14 protein-coding genes and 4 tRNA genes are annotated in these 17,620 nt (G+C 44.9%); 7 read left to right on the forward strand and 11 right to left on the reverse strand.

All coding sequences use genetic code 11. The features are described 5' to 3' along the window. Window positions 1-16: 16 nt before the first annotated feature. Window positions 17-616, reverse strand: a complete 600-nt coding sequence (wrbA, locus tag VXQ92_RS06330; RefSeq protein WP_416680881.1) for an NAD(P)H:quinone oxidoreductase — start codon at window positions 614-616, stop codon at window positions 17-19. Between the two features lie 110 nt (window positions 617-726). On the opposite strand from wrbA, the gene VXQ92_RS06335 reads away from it, so the two are divergent. After that, on the forward strand, window positions 727-1,974 hold the full coding sequence (locus tag VXQ92_RS06335; protein WP_064095160.1) for a YihY family inner membrane protein: 1,248 nt from the start codon (window positions 727-729) through the stop codon (window positions 1,972-1,974). A 160-nt stretch (window positions 1,975-2,134) separates the two neighbouring features. Here VXQ92_RS06335 and VXQ92_RS06340 read toward each other — a convergent pair whose 3' ends face one another. Together VXQ92_RS06340 and VXQ92_RS06345 are read right to left on the reverse strand one after the other, a co-directional pair. Beyond that, entirely contained in the window at window positions 2,135-2,776 is a 642-nt protein-coding gene (locus tag VXQ92_RS06340) for a fumarylacetoacetate hydrolase family protein (protein WP_064094501.1), read from the reverse strand. Between the two features lie 31 nt (window positions 2,777-2,807). After that, entirely contained in the window at window positions 2,808-3,305 is a 498-nt protein-coding gene (locus VXQ92_RS06345) for a YcxB family protein (protein WP_064094502.1), read from the reverse strand. A 159-nt stretch (window positions 3,306-3,464) separates the two neighbouring features. Here VXQ92_RS06345 and VXQ92_RS06350 point away from each other — a divergent pair, with 159 nt between their 5' ends. After that, a complete protein-coding gene (locus VXQ92_RS06350) occupies window positions 3,465-4,763 on the forward strand; it encodes an SRPBCC family protein (RefSeq protein WP_416680882.1) in 1,299 nt (432 codons plus the stop codon). A gap of 104 nt (window positions 4,764-4,867) precedes the next feature. On the opposite strand, the gene VXQ92_RS06355 is transcribed toward VXQ92_RS06350, so the two are convergent. The 5 genes from VXQ92_RS06355 to VXQ92_RS06375 all read right to left on the reverse strand — a co-directional run bounded on the left by VXQ92_RS06355 (window position 4,868) and on the right by VXQ92_RS06375 (window position 6,262). Then, window positions 4,868-4,944 (reverse strand) — tRNA-Arg (locus VXQ92_RS06355). Between the two features lie 286 nt (window positions 4,945-5,230). Then, entirely contained in the window at window positions 5,231-5,836 is a 606-nt protein-coding gene (locus VXQ92_RS06360) for a dihydrofolate reductase family protein (protein ID WP_416680883.1), read from the reverse strand. A gap of 118 nt (window positions 5,837-5,954) precedes the next feature. After that, a tRNA-Arg gene (locus VXQ92_RS06365) sits at window positions 5,955-6,031 on the reverse strand. A 48-nt stretch (window positions 6,032-6,079) separates the two neighbouring features. Beyond that, window positions 6,080-6,156, reverse strand: a tRNA-Arg gene (locus VXQ92_RS06370). 16 nt (window positions 6,157-6,172) lie between these two features. Continuing rightward, a tRNA-Ser gene (locus tag VXQ92_RS06375) sits at window positions 6,173-6,262 on the reverse strand. Between the two features lie 263 nt (window positions 6,263-6,525). Here VXQ92_RS06375 and rnr point away from each other — a divergent pair. From rnr to VXQ92_RS06400, 5 genes are all read left to right on the forward strand, one after another. Beyond that, the gene (gene rnr / locus VXQ92_RS06380; protein ID WP_064094505.1) at window positions 6,526-8,973 is read left to right on the forward strand and encodes a ribonuclease R; all 2,448 of its coding nucleotides are present in this window, start codon (window positions 6,526-6,528) and stop codon (window positions 8,971-8,973) included. Between the two features lie 410 nt (window positions 8,974-9,383). Beyond that, window positions 9,384-11,423, forward strand: coding sequence for a M3 family metallopeptidase (locus VXQ92_RS06385; RefSeq protein ID WP_416680884.1), 2,040 nt, complete (start codon window positions 9,384-9,386; stop codon window positions 11,421-11,423). A gap of 31 nt (window positions 11,424-11,454) precedes the next feature. Continuing rightward, window positions 11,455-11,676: a YheV family putative zinc ribbon protein gene (locus VXQ92_RS06390; protein ID WP_064094507.1), complete on the forward strand. Its 222-nt coding sequence runs from the start codon at window positions 11,455-11,457 to the stop codon at window positions 11,674-11,676. A 14-nt stretch (window positions 11,677-11,690) separates the two neighbouring features. Beyond that, complete coding sequence (locus VXQ92_RS06395) at window positions 11,691-12,122, forward strand: hypothetical protein (RefSeq protein ID WP_064102411.1); 432 nt, start codon at window positions 11,691-11,693, stop codon at window positions 12,120-12,122. Between the two features lie 61 nt (window positions 12,123-12,183). Continuing rightward, window positions 12,184-13,065, forward strand: a complete 882-nt coding sequence (locus VXQ92_RS06400) for a DMT family transporter (protein WP_144723656.1) — start codon at window positions 12,184-12,186, stop codon at window positions 13,063-13,065. Window positions 13,066-13,127: 62 nt separating this feature from the next. On the opposite strand, the gene VXQ92_RS06405 is transcribed toward VXQ92_RS06400, so the two are convergent. From VXQ92_RS06405 to VXQ92_RS06415, 3 genes are all read right to left on the reverse strand, one after another. Next, window positions 13,128-15,410, reverse strand: a complete 2,283-nt coding sequence (locus VXQ92_RS06405) for a TRAP transporter large permease subunit (RefSeq protein WP_416680886.1) — start codon at window positions 15,408-15,410, stop codon at window positions 13,128-13,130. 197 nt (window positions 15,411-15,607) lie between these two features. Next, window positions 15,608-16,180 carry a rhombosortase gene (gene rrtA, locus VXQ92_RS06410; protein WP_064094511.1) on the reverse strand — a complete coding sequence of 191 codons (573 nt, stop codon included), beginning with the start codon at window positions 16,178-16,180 and terminating at the stop codon, window positions 15,608-15,610. A 63-nt stretch (window positions 16,181-16,243) separates the two neighbouring features. Continuing rightward, the gene (locus VXQ92_RS06415) at window positions 16,244-17,284 is read right to left on the reverse strand and encodes a hypothetical protein (RefSeq protein ID WP_416680887.1); all 1,041 of its coding nucleotides are present in this window, start codon (window positions 17,282-17,284) and stop codon (window positions 16,244-16,246) included. Window positions 17,285-17,620 lie beyond the last annotated feature (336 nt).

The following is a 17,620-nucleotide window of genomic DNA, read 5'->3' on the forward strand; positions in this document are numbered from 1 at the left end:
TCCTGCGAGAGCTTGATCAGCCTTGATTGAGCTTCAGTACAACCTCACCCAGACCCTTGCCCTGTACTTCACACAGAATTTTTTCATCCTGACTTAAGCCCTGATCATGCCTGGGGCCGCTGACATGACTGGCACCATAAGGTGTACCGCCAGTTTTGGTATTCGATAGTGCCGATGTTGCATTGCTAAGCCCCATGATCATCATGCCATGATGAAACAACGGCGGCAGCATGCTTAGCAAAGTACTTTCCTGTCCGCCATGCATGGAACCTGACGCCGTAAACACGCAAGCAGGCTTACCATGCAAAGCGCCATTCAGCCATAGACTTGTGGTCTGATCCCAAAAATACTTCATTTCAGAAGCCATGTTGCCAAAACGAGTCGGTGAACCCAGTGCCAGACCGGCACATTGCGCAAGATCATCCAGAGTGCAGTAAATGTCTCCTTCTTCCGGAATGCTTGGTTCCGCGACTTTTACCATGCTGGATATATTGGGAACCGTCCTGATTTTTACTTCCACGCCTGCCGCTTCAATTCCATTGGCAATCAAATGCGCCATTTCTTTGGTTGAGCCATATTTGCTGTAATATAAAACAAGGACATAAGGTTGCATCATGGTTCTTATTCATTACTAAAAAAAATAAAACTATACGATACTTTGCAAGTTTTTTGGTTAAGCTGATGATGAAAATTCATGATGATTAAAAAAATTGAGATTGGATGCAGATGATTGATAAGTATTTAAAGAAATTACCTTTCTATGAAAAACACTGGTTTCAATTTGTTTTATTTGTATTACGACGTTTTGAAGCAGACCGCTGTCGCGAACAGGCAGGTTCATTGACTTATACCACCCTGTTTGCGGTGGTGCCGATGCTGACAGTTTTTCTGGTAATTATTTCTTCAATTAAAGCACTAGAACCTGCGCGGCAGCAATTGCAACAGCTGATTTACAGTAACTTTTTACCTAAAACCACCATTGCATTTGATAAAGCCCTAAATGCCTTTACCGACAAATCCAGCAATCTCACCATCATTGGTATTCTGTTCCTGTTTGTGACGACAGTATTGATGCTGAGCAGTATCGAAACGGCATTTAACCGGATTTGGCGTGTGACTGAAACGCGAGGCGGGATTATAGGATTTATGCGTTACTGGACCATCATTTCGCTGGGACCAATTTTACTGGGCAGTGCATTTGTGATTTCCTCGACTGTAGCGTCCCTGAGCATTCTCAGCAACAATTTTTCCGGTTATGAACTAGATGGCGCTTTTGTTCTCTGGGCAATTTCCTTTTCGTTGACAGTACTCGGTTTTTTCATTCTGAACTGGACCATTCCGAATCGCAGCGTACCGATTAAATCTGCCTTTATTGCAGGCCTGTTTAGTGCAGTAGTATTTGAACTGCTGAAAAACCTGTTTGGCTGGATCATGACAAACTTTACCAGTTATGAAATTGTCTATGGTGCCTTCGCCGCTGTGCCAATTTTCCTGCTCTGGATTTATCTGTCATGGATTATTGTATTATTGGGAGTTGAGATCAGTTATGCCCTGACCGCTTTTGAATCTGGTCAGGACAACAAACGCCATCCGATCGTCATGCTGCTGGATTTATTAGAGCTCTTTTATAAAAAGCAAAAAACGGGTGAAAGTATCAGTGAAGCGCAAGCGCTGGAAGTGCTGGGCCGAGATGAAATTGGTCGCTGGCCGAGCTATGTCGAAATGTTCGAAAAGCAGAATCTGATCAAACGTACCGATGAGAATGAATATGTGCTGGTCCGCGACCTGGATCAGGTGAGCTTCTGGAATTTTTATTCGCAACTGCCCTATCCACTGCCACGCAAAAACCATCTTATCAATACCCAGCCTGATGATATCTGGATGCAAAATTTCTCGCCCAAGTTACAGGAAGCAGATCAGTATCTGGAAGAAAAACTCAGTTTCCCGCTATCCGAATTGTTCCGACGTAAATAGAAAAAATCCTCTCGCTCGAGAGGATTTTTTAATGACATCGATGGATTTACAAGCAGGCTTCCCCGCAACCACCGTAATTCTCAGCCACCGCCTGAATGACGAGGCGATAAAAAGGACTGCATTTGCAGTCCTTTAGCTTGAACAATATAAAATACCGGGATTATTTAACAAAAGTCGTCCAGATATAATCCTGAGACTTACCTTTAAGAGTCATTTTGAGCTGATCACCCGAATGTAATGCCGCAACGCCTGCCGGTGTACCGGTCATTACCACATCGCCCTCTTCTAAAGTAAAGACCTGACTAATCTCAGCCAGCAGAGTCGCAATATCAAAAATCAGTAAAGCGGTATCGCCTTTTTGACGCAGCTCATTATTAATTTCAAGTGTGTAGTGCACATCTTTCCAGTCAGTAACCACATCCGCTACAGGCACCCAGTCCGACAACAGGCAGGAACCATCAAAGGCTTTGGCACGTTCCCAAGGCTGACCCTTTTTCTTATGATCATCTTGTAAATCACGCAGCGTTAAGTCCAGACCCAAAGTCACAGCACCTACTGCCTGCAGGGCTTTTTCAGGATCATTTTCCTTGCTTAAAGTCCGGTCAATACGCAAACTCAACTCGCATTCATAATGGCAGTTACCCCATTCCGGATTCCATTCAATGCCTGCTTCGAGCGAAGTTAAGGCACTCGGTGGTTTGATGAATAATACCGGCCGATCAGGGATCGCATTGCCGAGTTCTTTGGCATGATCGGCATAACTGCGACCCACACAAACGATTTTGGACGGACGTGTGCTCATGATCAAAACTTCCCTTTGGTAGATATCTGAATTATTTTTTAAATGTATGCTCGAACATGCTCTGTTCAGTGCCGTCCTTAAATGCTCGCTTCGGCACAATAACCACGGTACGGTTTTTTAATTCCAGCATATAAGTGAGTTTACCGACAGCAAAATTCTGCACTTCGCTATATGGCACCAGCTTGCTACGATCATTGGTAAAAATTTCCGCATAGTCCTGATACAGATCAATACCCTGTTCGCTTTTACCAAACTGATATTTAATAAACTGGCGCTTAAACATCATCGGCAGGAACCAGTAACGCATGATGCCTTGCAGGATCAGGAAGAATGCTCCCAAAGCCACGTAATAACGTCCGACGCCATCAAAGCCCATCGAAAAACCCCAGATGATAATCCCGATACTGACCAGAGGTGTCAGAAAACGTGAAATCTGTTTTTTACCAAACGTTGCCAGGGCAAAACCATCCTGAGATTCTTCTAAAGTCAGAAAATAACGGGTCGATAAAGTCGGTGCTGACTCAGTCATAGCATCACATCAAAAAATAAAATCTTGCCCAATACTATACCAAAATATACACAGCGCTTATGGCCTGTCACATCAATTACATAACTTTGCTTTGGAATTTCGTGCTTTTGGTTTTAAATAAATAGCAATTAAAACAAAAAATATGTAACAGGTTGCTGAATGAACGGATTAAAGCAATGCATAGTCATCAGTGTTCTTTTAGGAACCTCTGCCACAGCACTGGCCAAGATTATTCCCTGGAATGCCGAACTGCCGAGCAGTCTGAGTGCCTATCAGGGAAATGCTCACCAGCTGGCAGAGTTAACCGGCGAGCGGATTCTGATTTATGCGCATCCCTCATCTAAAACCCAGTTTCCGACCTTAAACAGCAATGCACCCAGCAAGGCACAGTTTTATAGTGCGGCTGTGGTATTGCCGGTAGCTGAAGCTCAGGTCGAAAAATTGCTGCAACATTATCCGAATTATGTGGGTCTGTTTCCGACATTAAAGTCAGCCAAAGTGCTGGAGCAGCAGGGTTCGATTCAGCAGGTTAAATATCAGGTTCATATCCCAACCCCGATTCCGGTGTTAAACTTTAAAGAAACTGTAGTAATGCAGCATCATCTGGGTGATAACAGCATCAGCACCTTAATTATCGATGCGCCAATTCCCTATGGTGCAGGAAAACTGGAATGGTTTGCACTGGGTTCGCATAGAACGCTGGTGACTGTCACCCAATGGGGCGACCTGAACCAGCCCAAAGGCTTTTTATTCAGTAAAATCCTGAATGCGCTGCCTGAAGCCAAACTCGGCATTCCGCCGAGTACCAATGCATTTCTGCTGGAAGCACTACAACAACGCTTTAAAACCGAGCATACAGCAGCACTAGCAACTCCGATTCCGCAACTGAGATTCAACCCTCAACAGCTACAAAAAATTGCCCAGATCAGCCAGAAGTCTGGGCAACCGGTCAGTTTCATTTTGCCGAACTATCTGGTCAAAGAAGGAAAAGTCTCAGAAAATTTAAGATTTAGTAGCACCTATCAATATTTTGCGCATCCGGTCGAAAAATTGCGGCCGTGGTTAGCAGCTGAAGCAACCCAGCAGCTTTTTCCCCGGCAGATCAAGAAGGTCGAACTTAAGCCGGTCAATCCTCAGAATATAGATGCCAACTATAAGGTGTCGGTCGGTTTAGGAGTGATTCAGATTCCATTTAACTTCAAAATGCGTTTTTACCAGCCTGATTCCCTGCAAAACCAGTTCAATGCCAATGGCGGCGATTTGAAGTTTGTGAAAGGTGGCATGCGCTTATTACCGCAGTCACAAGGTACCTTATTTCAAATTACCAGCAGTATGAAGATTCACGATCAGGCACCGTTCTTATTAAGAGCCATGCGCAGTATGCCCTATCATGATGTTTTACCTGCAGTGGGTGGCAATACCGTTTATGCACTGAAAGTGCAGCAGAAATTAAGATAAGAAGGAGGCAGAGAGTTATTGGTTTTTTATATGAAAAATTAAAAAACTACAGATGTAAAAAAACCGCATCACTGTGCGGTTTTTTCAGAATTCTTTATCAAGATTGGTGCGCTCAGAGAGATTCGAACTCCCGACCCCTTAGTTCGTAGCCAAGTGCTCTATCCAGCTGAGCTATGAGCGCGACGTCTTGATGGGGTGCATTATACGAGTTTTTTCAGTCTTGTTAAGTGTTTTTTAATAAAATCTCAACCGAACGTACAGTAATTAAACGATGCAGCAATATTCACAACTTTCTGCCGAAAACTTCTGCAAATTTAGAGCTAAAAGCACTTAATTAATTCGACCAGAAAGCTGGATTTCCAAAAAATTTCAGCAGCACACAATAGGTCAGCTCTCAGTATTCTCAACCAGGTATCCAACCAGAATAGAATTCAAATATCAGATAACCATCATCCTTGTACGCTTTATCACTCGCCTATTGTTCCGGTCTTTACTGCGCCTGCCCTTTGATAATACGCAAACACAACACCATTTGAGCTAGCCAAGTGGTCTATCAACTGAAAAGCGGCGGGTATTGATTCATGATTAAACAGGCGTTTGCCAACACCCAGTATAATTGGAAAAGTCAGCAGACGAAGTTCGTCCACAAGCTCATATTTGAAAAGCGCCTGTACCACTGCAGCACTACCATATACACGAATATTCCCCTCCCCTGAAGCCTTCAGGTTAATGATCTCATCAATACTTTTTAGAAAGATCGTATTTTGCCAGTCCGAGTGCTCCAGACTGGTAGAAAGAACATATTTATTGACATCATTAATTCCCGGCCAGTCTTCAGCATGTGTGGGCCAGTAAGATTCAAAAATCTGAAAAGTATTTTTTCCTAAAAGAATATCGGAGGGCTGCATCCAGTTTTGCATGATGGCATCAAATGCCGGATCAGGTTCCGCATTAAAATACGGCGCCACCCAGCCACCATATTGAAAACCACCAGATAGATCTTCTTTCGGGCCTCCGGGCCCCTGCATCACGCCATCTAGGGTCAAAAATTCCTGGACAATGATTTTTCTCATCACGACTGCCTTTATTTTTATTAAATCGCCTGAGACTTATTTTTAGCACGTGATGTCTGGTGTTTCTGTAAATTTTAGGCACAAAAAAACCGCAACATGTGCGGTTGATTGTTCAAGTTGGTGCGCTCAGAGAGATTCGAACTCCCGACCCCTTAGTTCGTAGCCAAGTGCTCTATCCAGCTGAGCTATGAGCGCGTAACTTGTGTGCCTAGGTTGGCGATACATTTTTCTGCTTAACTTACTTGGTGCGCTCAGAGAGATTCGAACTCCCGACCCCTTAGTTCGTAGCCAAGTGCTCTATCCAGCTGAGCTATGAGCGCGCGATGTAAGTAAGCGTGGCGGTGAGAGAGGGATTCGAACCCTCGATACAGTTACCCGTATGCGTCCTTAGCAGGGACGTGGTTTCAGCCACTCACCCATCTCACCGTAACGTGCGGCCATAATACAAATTTCGGCATGGCACTGCAAGCGCAGCATCAAAAAAAAGTGCATATTTTTGCTCGTTTAAATACTTTTTAAGCAATTCCTCGATTTTTCGTGCATTTTGATAGCGAAAAAACTGCATAAATTTCCAGTTATCGAAAATTAACAGAAAATTGAAAACTTAAATGGATTATTGCAATCATTTACGTGCAGTCTGCGCATACATGTTTTATGCTAAACCAATCTCCTAAGATAAATTTAAAGACATGATGAAAAACTGGGTCGATCCTGAAGCAAAAGCTGAAGCCGAACGTTATGACAACCCTATCCCTAGCCGCACGCTGATTTTAGAAACTATCGAAAAGAACAATGCCCAGTCCCATGCAGACCTGGTCGAACATTTTGAAATTGCTGATCAAAAAAGTATTGATGCCCTGAGCCATCGTCTGATTGCGATGGTACGTGACGGCCAACTGATGAAAGACGGTTATAAGTTCCAGATTGCGGCAGAACAGCCTGAGCATGAAGCAACGGTCTATATCAACTCAAAGGGAAGCGGTACCGCCAATATTTCAGGTGAAGATGATTTGCTGCTCCCTGAGCGTGAACTGCGTCAGGTCTTTAATGGTGACCGGGTTAAAGTACGTCAGACTTCAGTGGATCGTAAAGGTAAGTCTTGGGGCTTTATTACCGAAGTTTTGCAGCATCGTGTCAAAGAGATCATTGGTAAAGTATCAGAGTATGAAGGTGAATACTTTGTTCAGCCGGCTGCTCCAAATGCACATCAGCCGATTACCCTGGAAAAAGAGCTGATTGAACATGCCAAGGTTAAAGTCGGTGATTCTATTCGCGTTGCGATTGATCGCTACCCGACCAAAGAAGAATTTGCAACCGGCCATATTGTGCAGTCCATGGCAGACAAGGCCGATACCGAGATCATCATTCCACAAACCATTCTGGAATATGGCCTGCCTTATGAATTTCCGGAAGAAGTCGTTAAAGAAGCTGAAAGCTTCAAGGAACCGACAGAGAAAGATCGCGAAGGCCGTGTGGATCTTCGAGATTTGGCACTAGTGACCATTGATGGTGAAGATGCGCGTGACTTTGATGATGCCGTTTATGCCGAAAAACGTCCAGGTGGTGGTTATCGTGTAGTCGTGGCGATTGCCGATGTCAGCCATTATGTACGTCCTGGCAAGCCGCTGGATGATGAAGCCCAGGAACGCGGTACATCTGTCTACTTCCCGCACTTCGTTTTACCGATGTTACCTGAAGCTCTATCCAATGGCTTGTGTTCTTTAAATCCGAACGTTGACCGTTTATGTATGGTCTGTGATTTAAAACTGTCACGTGCTGGCCGTGTGACCGGTTTTGAGTTCTATCCGTCAGTAATGCACTCCAAGGCACGTTTGACCTATGATCAGGTCGCACAGTATCTGGAAGGCGACAGCCAGGCCATTACCGAAGACCGTGAAGTTCGCAAGTCGATCAATACCCTGTTCCAGCTTTATCAGGTTCTCAAAGGCTTACGTTCTGAACGGCATGCCATGGAATTTGAAACTGTAGAAACTTACATGACCTTCGACGAAATGGGTGGAATTAAAGAAATTCTTCCACGCACCCGTAATGATGCACATAAGCTGATTGAAGAATGTATGTTGCTGGCCAACGTGGCAGCCGCAGAATATGCATTAAAAAATGAAATGCCAATGTTGTACCGCGTGCATGAGCCACCTGAGTTTTCGCGTATCCAGAAAGTCCGTGATTTCGTCAAGCTGTTGGGTCTGCAATTCCCGGAACAGCCAACGCAAGCCGATTATCAGGCCGTGATTGAGGCGACTAAAGACCGGATCGATGCACCAAGTATTCATTCCGTGTTACTGCGTTCCATGATGCAGGCTTATTATGGTGCCAACAATGCAGGCCATTACGGTCTGGCATATGAAGCTTATACACATTTCACCTCGCCAATTCGCCGTTATCCGGATCTGCTATTGCATCGTGCCATCAAGGCACATTTAAATCACAAGCCATCTCCACTTTCAGGTGGGGCTTTAGAGGCTGCCGGTGAACATTTCTCTGCAACAGAACGCCGTGCTGATGAAGCTTCCCGCTCTGTAACCACCTGGCTCAAATGTCACTATATGCAGCAGCATCTGGGTGAAGAGTTTGTGGGCATTGTCAGTGCGACGGCAGAATTCGGCCTGTTTGTCACGCTAAAAGACCTTTATGTCGATGGTATGGTACATGTCAGCCAGTTGGGTGATGACTTCTTTGTCTATGACCAAAGCAGTCAGAATCTGGTCGGCCAGAACCGCGGTCAGATCTTTGGATTAGGGGATGAAGTCAAGATCAAGGTTGCCGGTGTAAATCTAGAAGAGCGCAAGATTGATTTCGAACTGATCCAACAGCTCAGTCATGCCGGCCGTGCAGTCCGTGCCCGTGCACCGCGAGTAAGCGAGAAAAAACCTCTACCACGTCCTACTGCGACAGAAGAAGTGTTTGGCAGCAATGAGCGTGAGTCTAAATCCAACCTGAACGCTGATGGAGAACAACCCAGACGACGCAAAAAAGGCAAAGGAAAACCCAGCTCTTACAGCAACAAGCCTGCTAAATCATCTGCAGGAAAGTCTGAAGCAAAGGATAAAGGTAAAGTAAAGAAAAAGGCCAAGGTTAAAAAGAAAAAGTCCAATGCAAAAGCCAAGACTGAATAATCTGTGACAGTTTAAAAAGAGCGCTACGGCGCTCTTTTTTATTTATAATCAAAATATTACGAAATGAAAATTATAAAAATGGATACCATCACTACTTTTACTCTGAACATTTCTTTAATGGCTTTGCTTATGACTGAGGCCTTAAAGAGGCTTTAAATAATAATCCTATCACCATGAGAGTCACCTACTGGTATCAACACCCTTTAAACCTATGGAAAACTAAAATCACCAATATTTCCATCATCGATATAAATGAACTAGAAGGCTTACCCTCATCTGATAGTGAATTTATTGAATAACTTCAAAATATTAAATACAAAGCTAGAGAAAAAACTTTAACTGCCTTGATTTCTCTCACTAGAAGCCCTACATCTAAATTTAATACTGAAAATTAATTTGGCAGAAACGACATGATTTTAGAAAAGGCAACTTTGCCTGTTCCGCAATTTGATCAGATTACCCTAGAAGAACTTAAACAAAAGATTGAAAGCTGTATTGCTGAAGGTCAAAAATTCCTGAATGAACTTACCGAAACACCTGAATCAGCTCAGGAACAGCTTGCCATTTTGGAACATGTCGACACACTCGAAAATAATATGAGTGAGGCTTGGGGCATTCTTTCACATCTCAACGCCGTGAAAAACAATGCGGAAACACGTGATGTCTATCAGGCCTTATTACCCGGTCTAAGCGAATACTATACGCAACTCGGTCAACATACAGCGCTGTATCAGACTTATCAGCATATTCATGATGCACCCATCTTTAATGAACTCCCGGCCGCACAGCAAAGTGCCATCAAACTGGCCTTACGTGATTTCAAACTGTCTGGTGTGGCATTGGAAGGAGAAGCGAAAAAGCGCTTTGCGGAAATTTCTGCGCGCCTGTCCCAATTGTCTTCAGATTTTTCGAATCATGTATTGGATGCCACTCAAGCCTACTTCAGACCATTAAATGAAGATGAACTAGCGGGCTTATCGGCAAACAATATTGAACTGCTCAAACAGTATGGCAAGCAGCATGAACTGGATCAGCCGGTGGCTACCCTGGATTTTCCATCTTATCTGGCCATCATGACCCATGCAGAAAATCGTCCGCTGCGTGAAGAGCTCTATAAGGCGTATGTGACGCGCGCATCAGATCAGTCTGGGCAGACCGAATTTGATAATACTGCCTTGATCGAAGAAATTCTCAGTTTACGTCTGGAAATGGCGAAGCTGCTTGGTTTTAATAATTATGCGAAATTGTCCTTAGCCAGCAAAATGGCACCGAGTGTAGAGGCGGTAGATGAATTCCTGCGTGATCTGGCAGAACATGCCCGTGTACCGGCAGAGAAAGAAGTTAGTGAACTGAAAGCAATTGCTGCTGAAGATGGCATTAGTGACCTGCAACCCTGGGACAGCAGCTATTATTCTGAAAAGCTGAAAATGCAGCAATTTAACCTGTCACAGGAAGCACTTAAACCTTATTTCCCTGCGCCAAAAATCCTGCAAGGCCTGTTCAGTATTGTCAATCGCCTGTATGGGATACAGGTAATTGAACGTGATGCACCGGTTTGGCATCCGGATGCACATTATTTTGAACTGGAAGATCAAGGTCAGGTGATTGGCGGCTTCTATCTCGATCTGTATGCACGCCAGGGCAAACGTGGCGGTGCCTGGATGAGTGGCTTCCGTTCCCGTATGCAGACCAGTGACGGCCTGCAAAAGCCGATTTGCTATATGGTGGGTAACTTCACCCCTCCTGTCGGTAGTCGTCCTGCACTACTGAGCCATGATGAAGTGATTACCCTGTTCCATGAATTTGGTCATGGCCTGCATCATATGCTGACAGAGGTGGACAATATTGCGGTAGCTGGTACCCATGGCGTGGCCTGGGATGCGGTTGAGCTGCCAAGCCAGTTTATGGAGTTCTGGGCCTGGGATCAGGAAAGTCTGGATGTGCTCAGCGAGCATATAGAAACCCAGGAATCCCTACCGGCTGAATTGCTCAAAGCCCTACTCGATGCACGTTTCTTCCAGTCTGGCATGCAAACCCTGCGTCAGCTTGAATTTGCCCTGTTTGACCTGAGTATCCACCGTGCCAATCCAGCCTTAAATGCAGCGCAGGTTCAGGATACTTTGAATGAAATTCGCGAAAAGTATGCAGTTTTGCCGACCACTGACTATAACCGTTTCCAAAACAGCTTCAGTCATATTTTCGCCGGCGGTTATGCAGCGGGATATTATTCCTATAAATGGGCTGAAGTTTTGGCCAGTGATGCCTTCGACCGCTTTGAAGAAGAAGGGATTTTTAATACTGAAACTGGAAAGCAGTTTAGACAAAAAATTCTAGCAGTTGGCGGAAAAGATACAGCACTTGACGCATTTATCAATTTCCGTGGACGCGAGCCAAAAATAGATGCATTACTGCGTCATCAAGGTTGGACGAACGGCTCTAAAAACGCTTAAACTACGTTTTTAAGTTAATCACAGGGTAAGCATGATGACTCTCAAACGCCGTTTCATTGCAGGCGCAAAATGTCCTAAATGTCAGGCATTGGATCGGATCGTCATGCTGACCAATGGTGAAGCTGAATGGATTGAATGTATCGAATGTGGGTATGAAGAAAATCGTCCTACTCATATCGATGAACCTGAGTCACCTGAAGTTCCAGATGAAATTGGTGTGATTCAGTTTAAACCCCGTCAGCCAAAAAAATAATTTCGGGAACCTAAATGACTCCAGATCATCGACAAAATCCTAAACTTTTATGGGGAATAGTGAGCGGATTAATTGTTGTGATTATTGCTGTTTGGATAATTATACAATTCTTTCTCACACAAAATGAAACGTTGCCAACACATCAGGGTGACCTGATCAATGCACCGGCACCGCAGACCATTTCTGAAAATTCTGAAAAGGCTACCAAGCCAGAAGTAACAGATGCGCTTAGTTCTGACAATGTGCTAGTAGATGCTTCTATTATGACAGAAGAAGTTACCAGCAATGCCACCTTGGCCAAAGAGGAAATTGCCCGACTGGAAGATATTCAGCTGCAGCTTGATGAACAGGAAAAAAGCCTGAAGCAACAGCACAGTACTGCTGATGATCTGATTAAACTTAAAGAAGAACAAATCAAGTTACTCGAAGCACAACTGGCACAATAATCAGAATAGGTTGGGGTTTTTCAGCTAGAATATCGTCAGATCTTCTAGCTCAGTTGTTTGCATGTCCGCCCCAGCCACTCCGCATCTGCTCAAAGCCGTTCTGTTACTGACCTGCTCTGCCTTCCTGTTTTCAGTCATGGGCGTGTGCATCCGTTATGCCTCGGCAACGGTTGATAATGCCACCGTGGTTTTCTTTCGAAACTTTGTCGGGCTGTTTATTTTCTTGCCTTTCATTTTTAACAAGGGAATTGATTTTTTTAAGACTGAAAAACTGTGGATGCACACCTGGCGTGCAGTGGTCGGTCTGACTGCCATGTACGGCTTTTTTTATGCCATCGCGCACTTAAAACTCTCCAATGCCATGGTCTTCACCTACTCTTCCCCGATTTTTATTCCACTGATTGCCTGGCTATTTCTCAAGGAAAAAATTACCTTAAGCATGTTAGCCGCAGCTCTGATTGGTTTTATCGGGGTACTCTGTGTCGCCAAACCGGATTCTGGTTTATTCAACCTGATGTCAGCCATTGGTTTGGGTGCCAGCTTTCTGGCCGCGATGGCGTTTGTCACGGTTCGGGCACTGACCAAAACCGAGTCACCAGAAAAAATCGTGTTTTATTTCTGTTTTATTGGCACATTGATTTCCGTGATTCCGATGTTCTGGCTGTGGCGACCTTATACCCTGAAAGAACTCAGCTTTCTTGTCGCTGCCGGCCTTTTGGCCAATTTCAGTCAGCTCTTCATGTCCAATGCTTATAAACTGGCTCCGGCAGGACAGATTGGACCAGTCAACTATGTGGCAATTTTCTTTGCTGGCATGTGGGGCTTTCTGTTCTGGCATGAAGTTCCGGACCTATATAGTCTGATCGGGCTAGGTCTGATTTTCTGTGCCATTTTGCTGTGTAGTTCGATCCTGCAAAAGCGCCTGAATTCATCCAAAGTTTGATTAAAGAATTTAAATCAAATAAATAAAAAAGCACCCGTAGGTGCTTTTTTATTGCTTTTCTTTTATTGATACCAGCCGAATAACTTGAAGATATAAGGTACATAAGCAATGATCAACATCGCAGGCAGCAATACAATCACCGGCAAAATCCAGCGTTCATAACGGTAATAGAAAGACAGGTGTCGTACTTCTGCATCGGCTTCAGCCACTTCGGCATCGCCAATCGACTGCCTGGCCAGTAAATGATTCAGTGCCACTGGCGGCGTCACATAACCCAGCTCGAAACCAATCAGGGTAATCATCCAGAAATGAACCGGGTGAATGCCGTATTGATAAGCCACTGGAGCAACCGTTGCAGAGATCAGAATGACCGCTCCGAATGGATCCATGATCATCCCGACAAAAATCATCAAGCCGACAATCAGTGAAATCACCAGAATGGTACTGCTGATATCGGTCGGGAAGGCTTCCATAATTTCCATACGTTCCAGCAAGCCACCGACACTCACTGAAAGTGCCATCAGGATCACCAGCGCACCAATATGTCCTACAGTTTCACTGGTAGAAATATGCATAGATTTCCAGAAACCGACATGACGTAAAATTTCAGTCGCTTTTGAACGCTGCACACCATGATCAACCACCAGTTCTTTGCCTGCTTGTTCGCTATGTTCAGCTTCACGATATTCTGCATTGGTCACCGCACCGGCTGTTGCAAGCTCAGGAGCCGATCTGGAATTTAAAGTTGCGGTCAAGGTGTCATCCCAGTGCCCCACTGCCGGTAGTGGCGCAGGTTCGTGGCGCAGCTTGTCAAACAGGACAATCATCAGCAGAATCACAGGCATCATCACAGGCGCAGTAAATTCATTCAGATCAGTCGACAAGGCATATTTATAGAATAACCAGATCAGAATGAAAATCACGATATAAGGAATAACTGCAACGAAGGCACGCCCGGATTGAGGTGCAGCTACAGTAGGTGCAGCAATCCGGAATTTATTTTCTGCAACAAACAGGGAAATGACCAGAAACAAAGTCGAGCTGAGCAGGAAGACATAAATCCCATAGTGATACAGCAAATCGGTGGTGACTTCTTTATTCAGTGAGGCCACGACGACGATCAGCAAACACGGACGTAAGACTACGCCCAGTGAACCGGACATAGCAGTGGCCGCCAGTGCAAACTGACGGCGTCCACCCGCATTCCAGACTTCCTTGTAAATAATCGCACCTGCGGCAATGACGAAAATCCCCGATGCTCCGGTATAGGCGGTTGGTAATGCAGCGGCCAGCAAGATTAACCAGGTCAGGGTTTCAGGGGCCAGATTCCATGGACGCAGAATATTCAGGAACATGTCTACAACACGGGTCTGTTTCAGCAACATACCGGCCCAGATAAACAAGGCCAGATTCAGGAAGATACTAGAAAACTCCACCAATTGACCCAGATAAATCCCCTGTCCCATTGGATAGTCCATCAAGAATGTGAAGTTTATTCCGGTGATAATAGCCATATAGGCATACAGCGGTACACTCAGAAAGGCCAGACCAAAACTGCCGCCCTCACGCGTCGGTTTCGGTGGTTTGATGACCTGATAAAGGCTAATTAGAGTGAGTGTGCTAAACAGAATCATCCACAGCCAGTAGATGTATTTCATTTCGCCCATCGGCACGCCTGAATTCAACACAGATTGGTACTGGCTATAAGAAGAAAATGCCAGAAAAGCATTACCGGCCAGCATGGCCACCGAATAGACTCTAAAGTCGATTCGCGTGCTCGGACTGCGCAAGCCAATATGATGGGTTTTCAAAGTGGCACTGATTGCAGCGAAAACCACCATGATGACCAGAAGCAAAGCCCGGTTTTCAGTACCAAACTTGAATATGCCAAAGAAAGAAGTTTCAAATGTCCGATAAGCCCGAATACTTGGATGCGCTTCTACATGCTGAATGGCTTTGTCATAAAACAGGTAGGATTCTTCACAGACCTGCTGTGCCTGTAACACCGCAGCACGGACATCCACTTCCGAGCGCACACCAAAGAAATCGGCATATTCATCGGCCGCATCGGCTTTCATCTGCTGCTGAACGCGCTGATCGACATTGATATTGCGTTCACATTGGGGGCGTGTCGGTTCAGCACGTAAAAATGAATATTGCATTCCGGTTGCCGGATCACCGTAGAGACGTTCTCCCATACGCAGCAACTGGCCGTGAATCATTTCCCCGGTGCCGATAATCAAAGTGAGCAAAAGTAAAACCAGCACGACAAAGGTCGAGATCCACTCTGTCCATATATAACGCAACAGACCTAATCCTGATCTGTTTTGATCATCATTTTGCATATGTTTTCCTATTATTGTTTTAGCGGCCTGTCGCTTGATCCAGATCGCTGATCTTGCCTTCTGCTCCCGAAAATTCCTTTTCAAAAGTCAGGATATTTATTCTATGTTTTGAATCTGCATGAAAACCGGCATAATAAAAATGACAATTTATATTTTCTTTTAGTTTTTTCTGCCAAGTAGCTGTCTATTCCTACACTTTAGCTATCCCTAAAATAATTGGTCACAATATAAATGACTGCCAGAATCACCCCCCAGATCACCCCCAGTAAATGTGCTTCTACCAGCACTGGACTACCAATGAGTTGGGCTGTTCCGGAATTACCAATGGTATTTTCCCAGACCAGTTTGGCCAAGATGAGAAACAGCACCAGCGCCGCAAATCCACGTTCCCGCTTATACTGCAAATGCACACAGGCTACTGCTACATAAGCCCCGTGTAATACTCCTGACAACCCTGCATATGCTTCAATATTCGGCAAGAAAAAATAAAAACTCAGACTGATCAAAGGTGACAAGATCAGTAAAATGGCGGAAAAATGCCAGATATTAACGCGTGGAAAAATAAAAGGAAGACAGATAAAGGCAAGAATATTAAGGAAATAATGGGTCCAACCTACATGAACCCAGTGTGCCGTCCAGAGTCGCCAGAATTCACCAAGCAGACTCTCTCGCCAATAAATGAAATCGTCCTTGAAAATTTGCAGACAAGCACAAAGAGAGACAAAAGCCGCTAGAAAAATAATTTTTTGTCGAAAATGTTGCTCTAGCATCGGCCTATTGCCCTCCTTGCTTCTCTAGTTTTGACTTCACTCCTGAAGCTTATATGGTGCTGCTTACAAATCCGCGCTGAACAGCTCATCGAGTTCGGAAGAGCTGTCTGACTCATCCCAGAAACGTTGCATGCCATCATCGCCACTGCGTACACCGGTATGTTCTGTCCAATAGCGATCAGATATACCGCTGACCATAATTGCAGCCATACTGTCAATCAGCTTGAATTGTGGATTGACCGGCTTGTCTTCAGTACGGGCCTGAGCAAAAGTTTTAAGGGCATCGCGGACTTTGGCATCATCACCACTGGCCTGTGCGGCTACGGCATACAAGGCATGAGATAAACGTACACCTTTTTGCTCACCAATTTGTGTAGATTGTTTTAAGGTTTGGTAAGGGTCAGGTTTACCGTCCCCGGCGCCTGGCAACAAGGTCCAGATCACAGCGCGAGTGGCATTCGGTGCACCCCAGAATTTCGCGTTATCCAAACAAACCATGCCTCGCTCGACCACGGCAGCAATATCTTTCGGTACATGCACTGCACCACCCGAGTTAATATCATTGGTCATGGCCTGCAAGCCACTGAGCATGCCCAGCAGATAAACAGTTTGCTCGATGTCACTGTTCATGCGCGGGCATTCTTCGCCCAAGGCTTTTTGATATTTCTTTTCATAACGGCTTTGAAACAGCTGATAACCGGTATACTGACGCTGTGCTGCCAGTGCCGCCCAGCGCTTCTGCTCGATCCGGGCATCCTGGGCTTCTGCTACCTGATTGGTTTTTGAAGCACGTAAATAGCGCAACTCGGCTTCAAGTGCTTTTTGTTCAGCACAAATACCGGCAGCTGAATACATCAGTACAGCCACCCGGGTTGGATCTGCTCCCATTTCTTTGGTTGCCATAATGGCCGGCGTTAAAGAATTTCCTGAATTGCACACCATTTCAGCATCATCCATCGCTAAAATCGGTGGGACGATATGATTTTCGGTGAAACCCAGTGCCACATTGGCACCAGTTTTAATAACCTGAGAACATCCCGTCAAAACTGTTGTTGTTATTGCAATAGTCGCCATACCTTGGCATATTTTACGGACGCCTGACATTTTCCTGTCCTCTATAATTGTGATTATGTCCATCTTTCTGCTAAAGATATCAGAAGCATTTTGTGAATAAAAGAGTATTTACTCTAATTTAGACCAGACACTTTGCCATTAAATGACCACACTGCAATTGACTGTATTTAGGAGAATCCCAAATTTTGGGCAAAAAAAAGTAGCATTGCGACGGTTCAGCACATGCTACTTATTAACTGTACAAACAGAGAAGTGGTTTAAACCCTGCTTGATTAAGATGAAAATTTATCCTTCAGCACTGTCCCGATTCGTCCAATTACCAGGGCCAAAACAATCGCTACAATCAGAAACATCCACACTGGAAAT

It is taken from the genome of Acinetobacter sp. 228 (assembly GCF_048147885.1).